The sequence below is a fragment of the Mixta sp. genome, assembly GCF_024610815.1.
Classification (GTDB): domain Bacteria; phylum Pseudomonadota; class Gammaproteobacteria; order Enterobacterales; family Enterobacteriaceae; genus Mixta; species Mixta calida.
Genome location: NZ_JANION010000228.1, coordinates 1 through 14,902, shown reverse-complemented (window position 1 = coordinate 14,902; position 14,902 = coordinate 1). Strand labels below are relative to the sequence as shown.

Here is a 14,902-nt window from a genome sequence, read left to right as displayed (position 1 = left end):
GCCGCCCGGATTCGCCGGCGTCCGTTACGCCTCTTCTTCTTCGATCATCAGTTTCCAGCCGGGAACATCTTCCCAATAGGTTTGCTCCCGCTCCAGATCGAGCTGCACCAGCGTGTTCTGGCTGAAATAACCGGCCGGGAAGCGCAGCGTCCAGTGCCCTTCGTCGGTCGTCAACGTCAGCCGTTCCGGGCGAGTGGTAGCCTGGCGCTGATTATTAAGCAGCGTGCCGAGACGCAGCAAAAACACCAGCGGTACGATCTGTTTCTTCTTGAACAGCGTAAAGCGCGGCAGCTCGTCGGTTTTCACCGCTTTACGGTGATAGCGTACCAGGGTCGCCAGCAGCAGCTGTTGATCCTGGTTAAATCCGGGCAGGTTGGTGTTTTGCAGAATGTAGGCGGAGTGGCGCTGCATGCCGCTGTGGTTGATGGTTAAACCCACTTCATGCAGCATCGCCGCCCACTTCAGCAGCGCGGAGAGCTGCGGGTTGGCCAGGCGCGGATTCTGGTCGCGCCACTGCTGCCAGAGCTGATCGGTGGTCTCCAGCACGCGTCGCGCCTGCTCGCTGTCGATGTTGTAGTGATTGGCCAGGCTCTGCGCGGTGCGGCTGCGGATATCCTGATGGCGGAAGCGGCCCTCCATCTCATACAGCACGCCTTCACGCAGCGCGCCGTCCGACAGGCGCAGCTCGCGGATCGCCAGCGCATCAAAGACGCCGCACAGAATAGCGAGGCCCGGCACGAACACCGCCTTGCGTTCTTCCGACAGGCCCGGCAGGCTCAGCGCGGCGAAGGATCGGTGCTTCATCACTTCGTCGTAAAGCCGTTCCAGCCGCTCCGGCGTAATCAGCTTCTCTTTTTCGCCCATCGCCAACAGCACTTCGCAGGCCGCCTTAATGGTGCCGGAGGCGCCCAGCGCATACTGCCAGCCCAGCAGTCGATACTGCCAGGCCAGGGTTTCCAGCTTCTGGGCCGCCGCCAGACGGGCGCGGCGGAAGTTTTCCCGGCTGATTTCGCCATTGGGGAAGTAGAGATTGGCGAAGCTGACGCAGCCCATGCGGCGGCTTTCCACCAGCTTCGGCTCGAAATCTTCGCCGATCACCAGCTCGGTCGAGCCGCCGCCGATATCGATCACCAGCTTGCGCCCTTTTTCCGGCTGCGTATGCTCCACGCCCATAAAAATCAGACGCGCTTCTTCGTGACCGGAAATCACTTCGATAGGGTAGGGAATAACCTCCGCCGCGCGTTGCAGAAAGTCTTCCGCATTCACCGCCTGACGCAGCGTATGGGTGCCGACGATGGTGACATTCGAGGCGCTGAAGCCCTGCAAACGTTCGGCGAACAGCGCCAGGCAGCTCAGGCCGCGCTGGATCGCTTCTTCGCTCAGCACGTTGTTCGCATCCAGCCCGTCCGCCAGATGCACGCGCTGCTTCAGGCGGCCCAGCACCTGCATCGCCCCATCCACCACGCGGGCGATGACCATATGAAAGCTATTGGAACCGAGATCAATAGCGGCAAATTCTTGCGGTCGGGGCATATTTTTATGGGATATCGGCATAGTGAATTATTCAGGTTGTTCCAGAGATTTGATGTAATCGTAAATGGCCTGCTGCGCCCGCACCTTGCGGCGATTGCCTCGCGGTACATAACGGTTACTCAGTTCTTTATCAATAATGCGGGCTTTTACAGTATCACTGAACAGGATGGCAATAATATCCAGGATGCGCTGTTTCAGAACAGGATCAAGGATCGCCACCGCCACTTCGATACGGTAATCGATGTTGCGCGTCATCCAGTCGGCGGAAGAAAGAAAGACTTTCTTATCGCCGCCGTTCTCGAAAATGTAAACCCGATCATGTTCAAGATAGCGGTCAACGATGCTAATCACGCGGATATTTTCGCTGATCCCTTCGAGATTAGGAATAAGCGAACACATGCCGCGCACCAGCAGATTCACCTTTACGCCGACGCTGGAGGCGGTATAAAGCCGATCGACCAATCCCTTATCCACCAGGTTGTTGATTTTCAGCGTAATGCCAGCCGGAATGCCCTGCTGCGCGTTGGCGATCTCTTCGTCGATCAGCTGGTAAAGCATGCGGCGCGAATTTTGCGGCGACACCATCAGGTAGTCGAAGCTCACCGGACGGTAGGGGTTTTCAATAAAGTTAAACACCCGGCGCACTTCGTTGGTGATGCGCGCGTCGGCGGTCAGCAGCGAATAGTCGGTATAGATGCGGGCGGTTTTTTCGTTAAAGTTGCCGGTGCCGATATGGGCGTAACGCACCACCTCATCGCCTTCGCGCCGCGAAATCAGGAACAGCTTGGCGTGAATCTTCAGGCCCGGCGCGGAGAAGATCACATGCACGCCCGCCTCGGTCAGACGCTTGGCCCAATGGATATTCGCCTCTTCGTCAAAGCGCGCCTGCAATTCCACTACCACCGTCACTTTTTTGCCGTTGTAGGCGGCGTGGATCATCGCGTCGATGATGCGCGAGTTCTTCGCCACGCGGTAGATATTGATCTTGATCGCCAGCACGCTGGGGTCGAACGACGCCTGACGCAGCAGCTCCAGCACATGCTCAAAGGTATGGTAGGGATAGTAGAGCAGCACGTCATGATTGCGAATGGCGTCAAAGCCGTTGCGGAAGCCATCAAACCAGATATGGCGCAGCTGCGGCATCGGCTTATTCACCAGGTTGGTTTTGCCGACGTTCGGGAAGCTAATAAAATCTTTGAAGTTATGATAGCGGCCGCCGGGCACCACCGAATCGTAGTTGGAGATGCTGAGCTTGCCGCGCAGCAGCTCGACCATGGCGTTCGGCATGTCGCGCTGATACACGAAGCGCACCGGCTCCGCCGTCAGGCGCTGTTTCAGGCTGGAGGACATCAGCTCCAGCAGGCTCGATTCCATCTCCGTCACCAAATCGTACTCGGCGTCGCGCGTCATTTTCATCGAATAGGCGTTGAGCGCGTCGTAATCGAAGAAGCCTTTGAAAATATCGTCCAGGCAGTAGCGCAGGATGTTGTCCAGCAGGATCATCGGCTTGCGGCGACGCGGCGATTCCGCAGGCAGGTTGACGAAGCGCGGTACCTTGTCGGATGGGATCTCCAGCAGCGCGTAGCGAATCTCTTCGCCGCGAATGATTTCCACCGCCAGATAGGTATAGTCATCCTTGAGGAATTCGGTCAGGTCGGTGTCGTGATTGATCAGGATCGGCGTCACGTGCTGACGCAGCTGATGCTTAAAGTAGTGGCGCAGCCAGCCCTGCTGGTTCGGCGACAGCTGGCGTTCGTTAATCAGAAAGATTTGATTGCGCGCCATCTCCAGCAGCAGATCGTTATAGAGACCGTCAAACTCCTGATCGGCGCGCAGCACCCGCTGTTGGATCTTCTTTAGCAGGTGGCGGGGCGTGCTGGGCGAACCCTGTTCCTCGCCGATCAAAATGCGTCTTTTCAAATCGGCGAAGCGGACCTTGTAAAACTCATCCAGGTTGTTGGAATAGATGCCAAGAAAGCGCATGCGTTCAATCAGCGGGTTGGTCTTGTCGGCCGCTTCCTGCAGTACGCGTTCATTAAAGGATAACCAGCTCAGTTCTTTTTCGATGTATAGCTTTTCCTGACCCATTATGGCTCCGTTATGCTGATTTGAGACGAGGGTATCCATCTTCCGTGTTCATTATGGCGAGAGTATGGCAGCAATGTCTAACCTCAACAGTTGTCATATCAGTAAGCTACGGGCAACATAGCGGCTTCATCAAAGAGGAAACCGCAGGCACGATGATTGACAATCATATCCCCGTTCACTACAGCAACCGCTCCCGGCGTTTTGTCGATCGGCTGACCGCGCGCGTTATCAGTGCCTGCGGCATTGGCGTGCTGCTGGTCATGATGCTGCTGTTCGTCTGGCTGCTGTGGGTGGTGATGCCGCTGTTCGCCACGCCTTCCATGCAGCCAGGGCTGCGCCATCCTGCGCTTTCCTCCCAGCCCGCCGTTGCGCTTGGCGTCAAAGGCGATTGGGGCTGGCGTATCGACGCGCAGGGCGCGGGGCGCTTTTTCCCGTTGGGCGATGCCCAGCCTGAACCGGCGCTTGCGCTGGCGCGCGGGCCGGTGACCGCCGCGACGACCGCCGATAACAGCAGCGTACTGCTGTTGCAGCCTGATGGCAATTTTCGTCTTGTCCAGCCTGACTTTAGCGCAACGGACGGCCAGCCACGCTGGAAATTTCCGCTTGGCGACCGCCTTTTTTCCGGCATGAGTGACGGCCTGACGATGGCGGCGCTGGCCGTCGTCGATGAGAATACCTGGCTGGCGGCGCTGAGTGACGGCGCGCATATTCGGCTGCTGCGCCTGCAAAACGGACAGTCGACGCAAAGCGATACCCTGGCCAGCGGCCCCGTCGGGCAGCTGCTGCTGTCGCCCAACGGCAAACTGCTGTTCGCCAGCAGCGGCGACAGGCTGCGCGTCTGGCTGCTTGACGGCGGTCAGGTGACATTGCGCGACAGCATCGCCTTAACGCATCCGCCAAAGCAGATGGCGCTGCTGAGCGGCGGCCGTTCGCTGCTGCTCGCCGACGAAAGCGGCATCAGCCAGTGGTTCGATATCGCCGATGAGCAGGGGCTGCATCTGCATCGCATCCGCAATTTCGAGGGCGCCCGCGCGCAGACGCTGCTGATTACCGAGCCGCAGCGCCGGGTATTCGCTACGCTGAGCGCAGAGGGCGAAATCAATCTGTTCGCCAGCAAACGCGAAGGCGCTTTCTTTACGCGCAAGCTGGGCGAGGGGATACGCCAGGCGCGCTTCGCGCCGCAGGGCGACGGGCTGCTGATTGAGCGCGCCGACAGCTGGCAATACTGGCGCGTCGATAATCCCTGGCCCGACGTCAGCCTGCGCAGCCTGTGGCAGAAAGTCTGGTATGAAAACTACCCGCAGCCGGATTGGGTCTGGCAATCCACGGCGGTTGAGGAGCCTTATCAGGCGAAGTTCAGCCTGATGCCGATGGTCGCCGGCACGTTGAAGGCGGCGGCGCTGGCGATGCTGTTCGCCGCACCGCTGGCGATCGCGGCGGCGATCTATACCGCCTGGTTTATGTCGCCCGCGCTGCGTCGCTGGATCAAGCCCGCCATCGAGATGATGGGCGCGCTGCCGAGCGTGGTGGTCGGGCTGTTCGCCAGCCTCTGGCTGGCGCCACATATCGCGACGTATCTTTCCGGCGTGCTGTTGCTGCCTTTCGCCCTGACGGCGACGCTGCTGCTGTGCGGCCCACTACAGCGGCGGCTGCCCGAGCGCTGGCGACCGGCGCCGGGGCGCGAAATCTGGCTGCTGATCCCGCTGCTGCTGCTGGTCAGCGCGCTTTGCCTGTGGCTGACGCCGCTGGCCGATCGCGCGTTTTGGGGCGAGCCGTTGGCGGATCGGCTGCCCGGCGGCTACGAGCAGCGCAACCTGCTGATCGCCGCCTTGGCGATGGGCTTCGCGCTGGTGCCGCTGATCTTTACTCTGGCCGAAGATGCGATCTTCAGCGTGCCGACCGCGCTGGGGCAGGGCTCGCTGGCGCTGGGCGCTACCGCCTGGCAGACGCTGTCGCGCGTCATCCTGCCCAGCGCCGCCTCCGGCATTTTCGCCGCGCTAATGATCGGCTTTGGCCGTGCGGTGGGGGAAACCATGATCGTGCTGATGGCGACCGGCAACACGCCGGTCACCGAGGGCGATCTGTTTCACGGCGTGCGCGCGCTTTCCGCCAATATCGCCGTGGAGATGCCGGAAGCGGCGGCGGGCAGCGCTCATTACCGCATTCTTTTTCTCAGCGCGCTGGTGCTGCTGGTGTTTACGCTGGTGCTGAATACGCTGGCGGAAGTGGTGCGGCAAAGCTTGCGCCGCCGTTACGGACAATCTGAGGGACAGGGATGAAGGCGCTACGTCAAAACGATCGCTGGCGCTGGCTGACGGCTGGCGCGGTGACTTTTAGCCTGCTGGCCTTTGTGCTGCTGCTGTTGCTGCTGGCGTGGCAGGGTCTGCGCCATTTCTGGCCGCAGCCGGTGACGCTGTTTACCCTTTCTCAGCCTGCCGCTGGCGAGGCGCGCCTGCTGGGCGAAGTGGTCAGCGAGCAGTCGCTGTCGCGTCAGCAGCTGATCGACGCCGGTCTGCCGCAGGCGCCGCAGCTGCCGGAGAGCGTCACGCGCTACCTGATTAAAACCGGCAACCGCGACTTCGCGGCGCCCGATTTCCGCACCCTGCTGGAGAGCGATATCGCGCGCCGCGAGCGGCCGCGCGACGTGCTGGTGTTACAGCGCCGCGTCGGCGGCGTAGCGTTCGGCTGGTTCGCCGGCCTGTATGAAAATCAGCAGCCGCTGACGGCGCAGAATATGCAGCGCGCATTGCAGCAGCGCCTTCAGCAGACCCATCAACAGCTGGCGTTGGCCGAGCAGGTACGGCGCAACGAAATGGCGCGCATCACGGCGCAGCTGGAAGCGCTGGAGGCGGAAGCGCAGAAGCGCAGGGCCAGCGGCCAGGAGAATGAACAGGCGCGTTCGGTGCTGGAGGCGAACCGCGCGGAATTGCTGCGGCAGTTTGCTCAGCAGGCGGAGCGGCGCGCGTCGCTGCTGGAGGAGAGCGGCCGCAGCGCGCTGATGCTGCGCGACGCCAGCGGCCAGCTGCACCGCATTCCGCTGATGCAAATTGTCGACGCCTGGTATCCCAACGCGATGAGTTTCGCGCAGAAATGGCATCATTTCCTGCGTGCCGCCTGGCATTTCGTCTCCGATTCGCCCGGCGTCTCGCAGGGCGAGGGCGGCGCTTTCCCGGCCATTTTCGGCACGGTGTTGATGGTGCTGCTGATGTCGGTGGTGGTAATGCCGCTGGGCGTGGTGGCCGCTATCTGGCTGCATGAGTACGCCGGACAGGGGCCGTTGACGCGGCTGGTGCGTATCGCGGTGGTCAACCTCGCTGGCGTGCCGTCGATTGTGTATGGCGTATTCGGATTAGGCTTTTTCGTCTGGCTGATCGGCGGTACGCTCGATCGGCTGTTTTACACCGCCGCGCTGCCGAGCCCGACCTTCGGCACGCCGGGCCTGCTGTGGGCCTCGCTGACGCTGGCGCTGTTGACGCTGCCGGTAGTGATCGTCGCCACCGAAGAAGGGCTGTCGCGCATTCCCGCCGCGCTGCGCCACGGCTCGCTGGCGTTGGGCGCCACCCGCGCGGAGACGCTCTGGCACGTTACGCTGCCGCTGGCGGTGCCGGCGATGTTGACCGGGCTGATTCTGGCGGTGGCGCGCGCCGCAGGCGAAACCGCGCCGCTGATGCTGGTGGGCGTGGTGAAAATGGCCCCGGAGCTGCCGGTCGACAATGTTTTCCCCTGGCTGCATCTCGATCGCAAATTTATGCATCTTGGCTTCCAGATTTACGACCTGGCGTTTCAGAGCCCGAACGCCGAAGCCGATCGCCCGGTGGTCTACGCCACTGCGCTGCTGCTGGTTGCGATTATTCTTGGGCTGAATCTGACGGCGATGGGCTTACGCCATCGCCTGCGCGAGCGCTATCGCTCGCTGGTGCAATAACGGTGAGACCATGACCGCTGATAACGAAACCGCGCTGACGATCAATAATCTCTCCCTCTGGTATGGCGAGAAGCAGGCGCTTGACGGCATTACGCTCGATATTCCGAAAAACCGCATTACCGCGCTGATCGGCCCCTCCGGCTGTGGTAAATCGACGCTGCTGCGCTGCTTTAACCGCATGAATGACGTGATCGACACCTGCCGCATGGAAGGGGAGATCTGGCTGGAGCGGCGCGATATTTTACAGAGCGGCGGCGATCTCTCCGCGCTGCGCCGTCGGGTCGGCATGGTGTTCCAGCGGCCCAATCCGTTTCCCAAATCGATTTATGAAAATGTCGTCTACGGCCTGCGCTTACAGGGCGTGCGCGATCGTCGGGTATTAAACGAGGCGGTGGAGCGCGCGCTGCGCGCGGCGGCGCTCTGGCCGGAAGTCAAAGATAACCTGCGGCAGAATGCGTTGACGCTCTCCAGCGGTCAGCAGCAGCGATTGGTGATCGCCAGAGCGATCGCCATCGAACCGGAGGTGCTGCTGCTGGATGAGCCAACCTCGGCGCTCGATCCCATCTCCACGCTGGTGATCGAGGAGCTGATGACCACGCTGAAGCAGCACTTCACCCTGATTCTGGTAACGCACAATATGCAGCAGGCGGCGCGCGTTTCCGACTACACCGCGTTTATGCATCAGGGCAAGCTGGTGGAGTTCGCCGATACCGATACGCTGTTTACCACGCCGAAGCAGCGGCGCACCGAGGATTACATCACCGGAAGGTTTGGCTGAAGAAGAGAAAAACAGAGAGCCGGACGGCTCTCTGTCTGAAAGGTGCGGCTAATCGCCCGCGTAGCCCTGCGGCGGCAACCTCTTGCCGTCAAGCCAGGCGGCGTTGTCGCGCATCGCCAGGCGTCCATCGACGAACCAGCTAATCACCAGCGGATAGATCGCATGCTCCTGATGCTGCACGCGCGCAATCACCTCTTCTTCGCTGTCGTCGGCGAAGACCGGTACTTTAGCCTGTAACACCACCGGGCCGCCATCCAGTTCGTCCGTCACGAAATGCACCGAGGTGCCGTGCTCGCTGTCGCCGTTTTCCATCGCCTGACGATGGGTATGCAGGCCCGGATATTTCGGCAGCAGGGAAGGGTGGATATTCAGCAGGCGATCCTGATAGTGGGCGACGAAGGCGGGACTGAGGATGCGCATATAGCCCGCCAGCACCACCAGATCGGGCGCGTAAGCGTCGATTCCGGCGATCAGCTGGCGGTCGAACTCCTCGCGGCTGGCGTAATCGGACGCCGCCAGCGCATGCGCCGGCACGTCCGCCCGACGGGCGCGCTCAAGGCCATACGCGCTGGCCTTGTTGCTAAAGACCGCCGCCACGCTGGCGTTAATGCGTCCCTGGCCGCAGGCGTCGAGGATCGCCTGCAAATTGCTGCCGCTGCCGGAGATCAGCACCACCAGCCGTTTCATTTAATAACCACACGCTCTTCGCTGTCTGAAGCGCCGATCACGCCGATTTTCCACGCCTGCTCGCCCGCGGCGTTCATCAGCTCAACCGCCTTGTCCGCTTCGCTGGCGCTGACGGCGATCACCATGCCGACGCCGCAGTTAAAGGTGCGGTACATTTCGTGGCGGCTGACGTTGCCTGCCTGTTGCAGCCAGTTAAACACCGCCGGCCACTGCCAGCTCGCTTCATCGATAACCGCCTGGGTATTATCCGGCAGCACGCGCGGAATGTTTTCCCAGAAGCCGCCGCCGGTGAGGTGGGCGATGGCGTGTACGTCGATCTGCTCAATCAGGCTGAGAATGTTTTTCACATAGATGCGCGTCGGCGCCAGCAGATGATCGGCCAGCGGTTTGCCGTCCAGCTGCTTGCTGAGCGGATCGGTCTGGCTGACCTGCAGAATTTTGCGCACCAGCGAATAGCCGTTGGAGTGCGGCCCGCTGGAGGCGAGGGCGATCAGCACGTCGCCGTCCTGCACTTTGCTGCCGTCGATGATTTCCGATTTTTCCACCACGCCGACGCAGAAGCCCGCCACGTCGTAATCTTCGCCGTGGTACATGCCTGGCATCTCTGCGGTTTCACCGCCAACCAGCGCGCAGCCCGACTGCAAACAGCCCTCAGCGATGCCGGCGATCACGGCGGAGGCGGTCTCTACATCCAGCTTGCCGGTGGCGTAATAGTCGAGGAAGAAGAGAGGTTCAGCGCCCTGCACCACCAGGTCGTTCACGCACATGGCAACCAGATCGATGCCGATGGTGTCGTGGCGTTTGAGATCCATCGCCAGACGCAGCTTGGTGCCTACGCCGTCGGTGCCGGAGACCAGCACCGGCTCGCGGTATTTCTGCGGCAGCGCGCACAGCGCGCCGAAACCGCCCAGTCCGCCCATTACTTCGGGACGACGGGTCTTTTTCACCACGCCTTTGATACGATCGACTAACGCGTTGCCTGCATCGATATCGACGCCGGCGTCTTTATAGCTGAGAGAGGTCTTGTCGGTCACAGCGGTTTCCCCACGCGGTTTGCGGTTTGAAAATAAAGCGCGGCAATTCTAACAGCGCAGGCAAACGTTTGCGAGTGGCATCTGCGGCTGACATTGCGGATTCCGTTTTTTTGACGGATGCTTACCACAGGCGTCGCTTTTGCGCTTTATTACCTCATCTCATATGGCGCCGTCGGCAAAAGGCGGTATAATCCCGCGATTTTTTTTTCCGCTCAACACTCCGGGAGTACAACAATGAAGATCGTGGAAGTCAAACACCCACTCGTCAAACATAAACTGGGCCTGATGCGTGAGCAGGATATCAGCACCAAGCGTTTTCGCGAGCTGGCGTCAGAAGTGGGAAGTTTGCTGACCTACGAAGCTACCGCCGATCTGGAAACGGAAAAAGTGACTATCGAAGGCTGGAACGGCCCGGTGGAAATCGATCAGATCAAAGGCAAAAAAATTACCGTTGTGCCCATCCTGCGTGCCGGTCTCGGCATGATGGAAGGAGTGTTGGAGCATGTGCCGAGCGCGCGCATCAGCGTAGTGGGCGTGTATCGTGATGAAGAGACGCTGGAGCCGGTGCCCTATTTCCAGAAGCTGGTCTCCAATATTGAAGAGCGCATGGCGCTGGTGGTCGACCCGATGCTGGCGACCGGCGGTTCGATGATCGCCACTATCGATCTGCTGAAAAAAGCGGGATGCAGCACGATTAAGGTGCTGGTGCTGGTGGCGGCGCCGGAAGGTATCGCGGCGCTGGAAAAAGCGCACCCGGACGTGGAGCTCTACACCGCCTCTATCGATCAGGGGCTGAACAGCAAGGGCTACATTATTCCCGGCCTCGGCGACGCGGGCGACAAGATTTTCGGAACCAAATAATCCATTCAGCCGACCGCAAGAGTCGGCTTTTTTTTGCCAAAAACAGTTCAAGGGGATATTTCATGACTCGTCGCGCGATTGGCGTTAACGAACGCCCACCGCTCCTGCAAACGATTCCGCTCAGCTTTCAGCATCTGTTCGCCATGTTCGGCGCGACGGTGCTGGTGCCGATCCTGTTTCATATCAACCCGGCCACGGTGCTGCTGTTCAACGGCATCGGCACTTTGCTCTATCTGTTTATCTGTAAGGGTAAGATTCCTGCCTACTTAGGCTCCAGCTTCGCGTTTATTTCGCCGGTGCTGCTGCTGCTGCCGCTGGGGTATGAAGTGGCGCTGGGCGGCTTTATTCTTTGCGGCGTGCTGTTCTGCCTGGTGGCGCTGATTGTGAAAAAGGCGGGCACCGGCTGGCTGGATGTGATGTTTCCACCGGCGGCGATGGGCGCGATTGTCGCGGTTATCGGCCTGGAGCTGGCGGGCGTGGCAGCCAATATGGCGGGCCTGCTGCCTGCCGACGGCGCGGCGGTCGATGGCACGGCGATCACCATTTCGCTGGTGACGCTGGCGGTTACGGTGTTCGGTTCGGTGCTGTTTCGCGGCTTTCTGGCGATTATCCCTATCCTGATCGGCGTACTGGCGGGCTATATTCTGTCGTGGGCGATGGGGGTCGTCGACTGGCGCGGCGTTGAAGCGGCGCCGTGGTTTGCGCTGCCCACCTTCTATACGCCGCGCTTTGAGTGGTATGCGATGCTGACGATTCTGCCAGCGGCGCTGGTGGTGATCGCCGAGCATGTCGGACATCTGGTGGTGACCGCCAATATCGTCAAAAAGGATTTAATCCGCGATCCGGGCCTGCATCGTTCGATGTTCGCCAACGGCTTTTCCACCATTATTTCCGGCTTTTTCGGCTCGACGCCTAACACTACCTACGGTGAAAACATCGGCGTGATGGCGATTACCCGCGTTTACAGCACCTGGGTGATTGGCGGCGCGGCGATTATCGCCATTCTGCTCTCCTGCGTCGGCAAGCTGGCGGCGGCGATTCAGGCGATTCCGGTGCCGGTAATGGGCGGCGTGTCGCTGCTGCTTTACGGGGTGATTGGCGCTTCGGGTATTCGCGTGCTGATTGAGTCGAAGGTGGACTATAACAAAGCGCAGAATCTAATCCTGACTTCCGTCATTCTGATTATCGGCGTCAGCGGGGCGAAAGTGCATATCGGCGCCGCCGAGCTGAAAGGAATGGCGCTGGCGACCCTTGTCGGCGTCGGGCTGAGCCTGATTTTCAAGGTCATCAACGTGCTGCGCCCGGAAGAGGTGATTCTGGAGCCTGGCGATAATAAGCCAGAGTAGACGGCGGCATAACAAAAGGTGCCCTGCGGCGCCTCAGACGGCTAACAAACTTAAGGAGTGGACGACATGGACCAGTGAGCAAAGCGTCCCGCGCAAGGGACTGCGCGGGCCGAGCCGGCATGGATGCCGTCTGTTGCGTCTTTGCGAACGGGCCATGTCGTCCGCGACGGCACGGTATCAATAATCTGAGGCGCCGCAGGGCGCCTTTTTTACGTCCGATTAATCAGGCGATCGCCAGCTTACGGGCGAACAGGCGGTGGCAGAGCCAGTAAACCACGCAGGCAACCAGCAGCGAGGTGATGGTCGGCACGCCCCAGTCGCTTATCAGACCTACCGCCGCACCCGCCACGCTGGCGATAATCGCTGACAGACCGATGGTCGGCGTTTCATCAGGCAGACGTCCGTGACGGCGGCTCTCATCCAACGCGGCGCGGTGCGTGCGCAGCAGGAAATAGTCGATCAGCATAATGCCGATCACCGGCGGGAAAACCACGCCCAGCACCGTAAGGAAATCGACAAAGCGGTCAAGAATACCCAGCACGGAAAGGGTGGTGCCCAGCACGCCGATAGCGAGCGTGGTGGGCGCATATTTCCATTTGCGACCGCTCAGCCCCTCGACGGCGTTCACGATGCCCAGCGATGAAGAGTAGAGGTTTAAATCGTTGACGCGCAACGTGGAGAAGACCACCACCATCATGCCGAGGCCGCCCGCGCCCTGCGACATAATCGATACCACGTCGTCGGTGCCGAGGCTTTTGGCTATCAGGATCGCCAGGCCGTTAATGATGAACTCGCCGGCAATAATGGTCAGCAGCGTCACGCCCAGCACCTAGCCGCTGTTGCGCGAATAGCGCGTCAGATCGGGCGTCATCAGGCTGGCGACGATCGCGCCGCCCACCACGATGGTAATGCCTGCGCTGATGGAGAGCGGATCGCCGGGCGGCGTCAGTTGCAACGCGCCGTGCAGATCGTGACCGGTGAGCGCCACCCATGAAACCCAGGCGACCAGGGCGATAAACAGCGGCACCGCGATGCGCGCGGCGATGCGTAGGGCGCGGAAGCCGAAAGTGACCAGAATGGTTAACACGCTGCCGGAAAGCGCGGCGGACCAGCCGAAGCCCAGGCGATGATCCAGCGCCACATCCAGCGATTTGGCGAAAATGGCGTTCTGGATGCCGAACCAGCCGAGTAGGCTGATCGCCACGATCAGGCCGATCAGTACCGATCCCAGACGGCCAAAGCCGCACCAGCGCGCCAGCAGGCTGCCGGAAATGCCTTCGCGCATGCCCGCGTAGCCAAGACCAAAGGTGACTACGCCGAAGATCAGGCTACCGACGGCGATAGCGATAAAGGCGTCGACCAGCGTCATGGAGTGGCCCAGCACTGCGCCCAGCATAAACTGGTCGAGGGCGGTCAGCATGCCCATATGGACAATGGCGACGCTCAAAAAGGAAACTTTTTTATCCTGTGGTACCCGCGTCAGCGGGAAATCGTCGATTTTTATCATGAACACGTTCCGTGAGAATTTCAGATAAACTGAATGCCTTTTTCAAGCAGGCGGTAAGGAATATAACTATCAAGCTGCGCATGGCGGCAATATTCTTCAAACTGGTTCAGAGAGTGCACGTCCGCTTTTTGATAGATGTTATAAATACGATTTTGAATCGTTTTTGGACTGATATTGTATATTTTGGCGATCTCCTTAACGGAAAGTCGCTGAAGCATAAAGAAGATAATATCCAGCTCCGACTGGGTAAAAAAATTACCAGGAATATCGGTCGTCAGGACGCTGGGCTTCTGTTGGTTGATATATTTATGCGGTGAAAGGGTATTAAACGGCTTCGCATTCCACATAACGCCGATATAGTCGCCGCTGCTGTTATAAACAGGCAGCTTTTCGCTAATCCATGGCGTCAGGTAATTTTTACCGAACCAGTAATGCGTTTCGATAACCGCCGTTTGCCTGCGTGATGTTTCCGTTCGTCGGTCATGCTCCTGTAAATCGTCCGCGCATTCCGCCCAGTCGGCCGGAAATTCCGCATCCGTTTTACCGACAATATCGAAATTCAGCGGCGTGTTGGTATAAAGCAGGGCGGCCTTATTCATATAGATATGCCGCGATTCCCGATCCTTTATCCCCCAGGGCTCGCTGAGATGCTCCATCATCGCTATCAGGCTGGTGAAACTGGCGTCGATATCGGACATGATGATATTTACCCTGTCGGTAACGATTAGAGATCTTTCGCCAGATAATATCGCGTATGTTTATGCGCGTAATTGCCCAGATGACCATATTCCCGATAGCCGAGTTTTTCATAAAAGCCCTTCGCCTGGAAACTAAAGGTGTCCACATAGGCCATATGGCAGCCGCGCTGAATCGCCTGTTTTTCCGCTTCCAGCATCAGCTGGCGGCCAAAACCCTGCGCTCGATGATCGTCACTGACCCAAAGATATTGCACTTCGAGGCCGCCCCACCAGGTTCTGGCGACCAGACCGCCGGCAATGTGGTTTTCTTCGTCCCTTAAAGTGATAAACAGCGGGTGAATATCCACTTTATCGAATTTATCGTTGTGCGCCCACAGACTGTCAATGACAAAATCCTCATCCACCTGAGCAGGATTATCCGTCACGTTGATTTTCATTGATGATG

General features: G+C 59.6%; 11 protein-coding genes and 1 pseudogene. 5 read left to right on the top strand and 7 right to left on the bottom strand.

Annotated elements, in window-relative coordinates; genetic code table 11:
• Positions 1-24: 24 nt before the first annotated feature.
• Complete coding sequence (gene ppx / locus MYY08_RS17650) at positions 25-1,554, bottom strand: exopolyphosphatase (RefSeq protein ID WP_038624749.1); 1,530 nt, start codon at positions 1,552-1,554, stop codon at positions 25-27.
• Positions 1,555-1,560: 6 nt separating this feature from the next.
• Positions 1,561-3,621 (bottom strand): polyphosphate kinase 1, encoded by a 2,061-nt coding sequence (gene ppk1, locus MYY08_RS17645; RefSeq protein ID WP_038624751.1) that lies wholly within the window; start codon positions 3,619-3,621, stop codon positions 1,561-1,563.
• Positions 3,622-3,773: 152 nt separating this feature from the next.
• On the opposite strand from ppk1, the gene MYY08_RS17640 reads away from it, so the two are divergent.
• From MYY08_RS17640 to pstB, 3 genes are read left to right on the top strand one after another with little or no spacing between them, the layout of a single operon-like run.
• Entirely contained in the window at positions 3,774-5,900 is a 2,127-nt protein-coding gene (locus MYY08_RS17640; protein ID WP_104951562.1) for an ABC transporter permease subunit, read from the top strand.
• The gene (gene pstA / locus MYY08_RS17635) at positions 5,897-7,546 is read left to right on the top strand and encodes a phosphate ABC transporter permease PstA (RefSeq protein WP_104951561.1); all 1,650 of its coding nucleotides are present in this window, start codon (positions 5,897-5,899) and stop codon (positions 7,544-7,546) included. The genes MYY08_RS17640 and pstA overlap by 4 nt, the downstream gene beginning before the upstream one ends.
• 10 nt (positions 7,547-7,556) lie before the next feature.
• Positions 7,557-8,324, top strand: coding sequence for a phosphate ABC transporter ATP-binding protein PstB (gene pstB, locus MYY08_RS17630; RefSeq protein WP_038624757.1), 768 nt, complete (start codon positions 7,557-7,559; stop codon positions 8,322-8,324).
• 48 nt (positions 8,325-8,372) lie between these two features.
• Here pstB and purN read toward each other — a convergent pair whose 3' ends face one another.
• Positions 8,373-9,011, bottom strand: a complete 639-nt coding sequence (gene purN / locus MYY08_RS17625; RefSeq protein WP_084970846.1) for a phosphoribosylglycinamide formyltransferase — start codon at positions 9,009-9,011, stop codon at positions 8,373-8,375.
• Positions 9,008-10,045: a phosphoribosylformylglycinamidine cyclo-ligase gene (gene purM / locus MYY08_RS17620; RefSeq protein WP_038624761.1), complete on the bottom strand. Its 1,038-nt coding sequence runs from the start codon at positions 10,043-10,045 to the stop codon at positions 9,008-9,010. The genes purN and purM overlap by 4 nt, the downstream gene beginning before the upstream one ends.
• Before the next feature lie 234 nt (positions 10,046-10,279).
• On the opposite strand from purM, the gene upp reads away from it, so the two are divergent.
• Together upp and uraA are read left to right on the top strand one after the other, a co-directional pair.
• On the top strand, positions 10,280-10,906 hold the full coding sequence (gene upp, locus MYY08_RS17615; protein ID WP_038624763.1) for a uracil phosphoribosyltransferase: 627 nt from the start codon (positions 10,280-10,282) through the stop codon (positions 10,904-10,906).
• 62 nt (positions 10,907-10,968) lie between these two features.
• On the top strand, positions 10,969-12,252 hold the full coding sequence (uraA, locus tag MYY08_RS17610) for a uracil permease (RefSeq protein WP_038624765.1): 1,284 nt from the start codon (positions 10,969-10,971) through the stop codon (positions 12,250-12,252).
• A gap of 223 nt (positions 12,253-12,475) precedes the next feature.
• On the opposite strand, the pseudogene MYY08_RS17605 reads toward uraA, so the two are convergent.
• From MYY08_RS17605 to MYY08_RS17595, 3 genes and pseudogenes are all read right to left on the bottom strand, one after another.
• Positions 12,476-13,759, bottom strand: a pseudogene (locus MYY08_RS17605) (cytosine permease).
• A gap of 20 nt (positions 13,760-13,779) precedes the next feature.
• Entirely contained in the window at positions 13,780-14,457 is a 678-nt protein-coding gene (locus tag MYY08_RS17600; RefSeq protein WP_038624769.1) for a helix-turn-helix transcriptional regulator, read from the bottom strand.
• Between the two features lie 26 nt (positions 14,458-14,483).
• Positions 14,484-14,894 (bottom strand): GNAT family N-acetyltransferase, encoded by a 411-nt coding sequence (locus tag MYY08_RS17595; RefSeq protein ID WP_084970852.1) that lies wholly within the window; start codon positions 14,892-14,894, stop codon positions 14,484-14,486.
• Between the last annotated feature and the right edge of the window lie 8 nt (positions 14,895-14,902).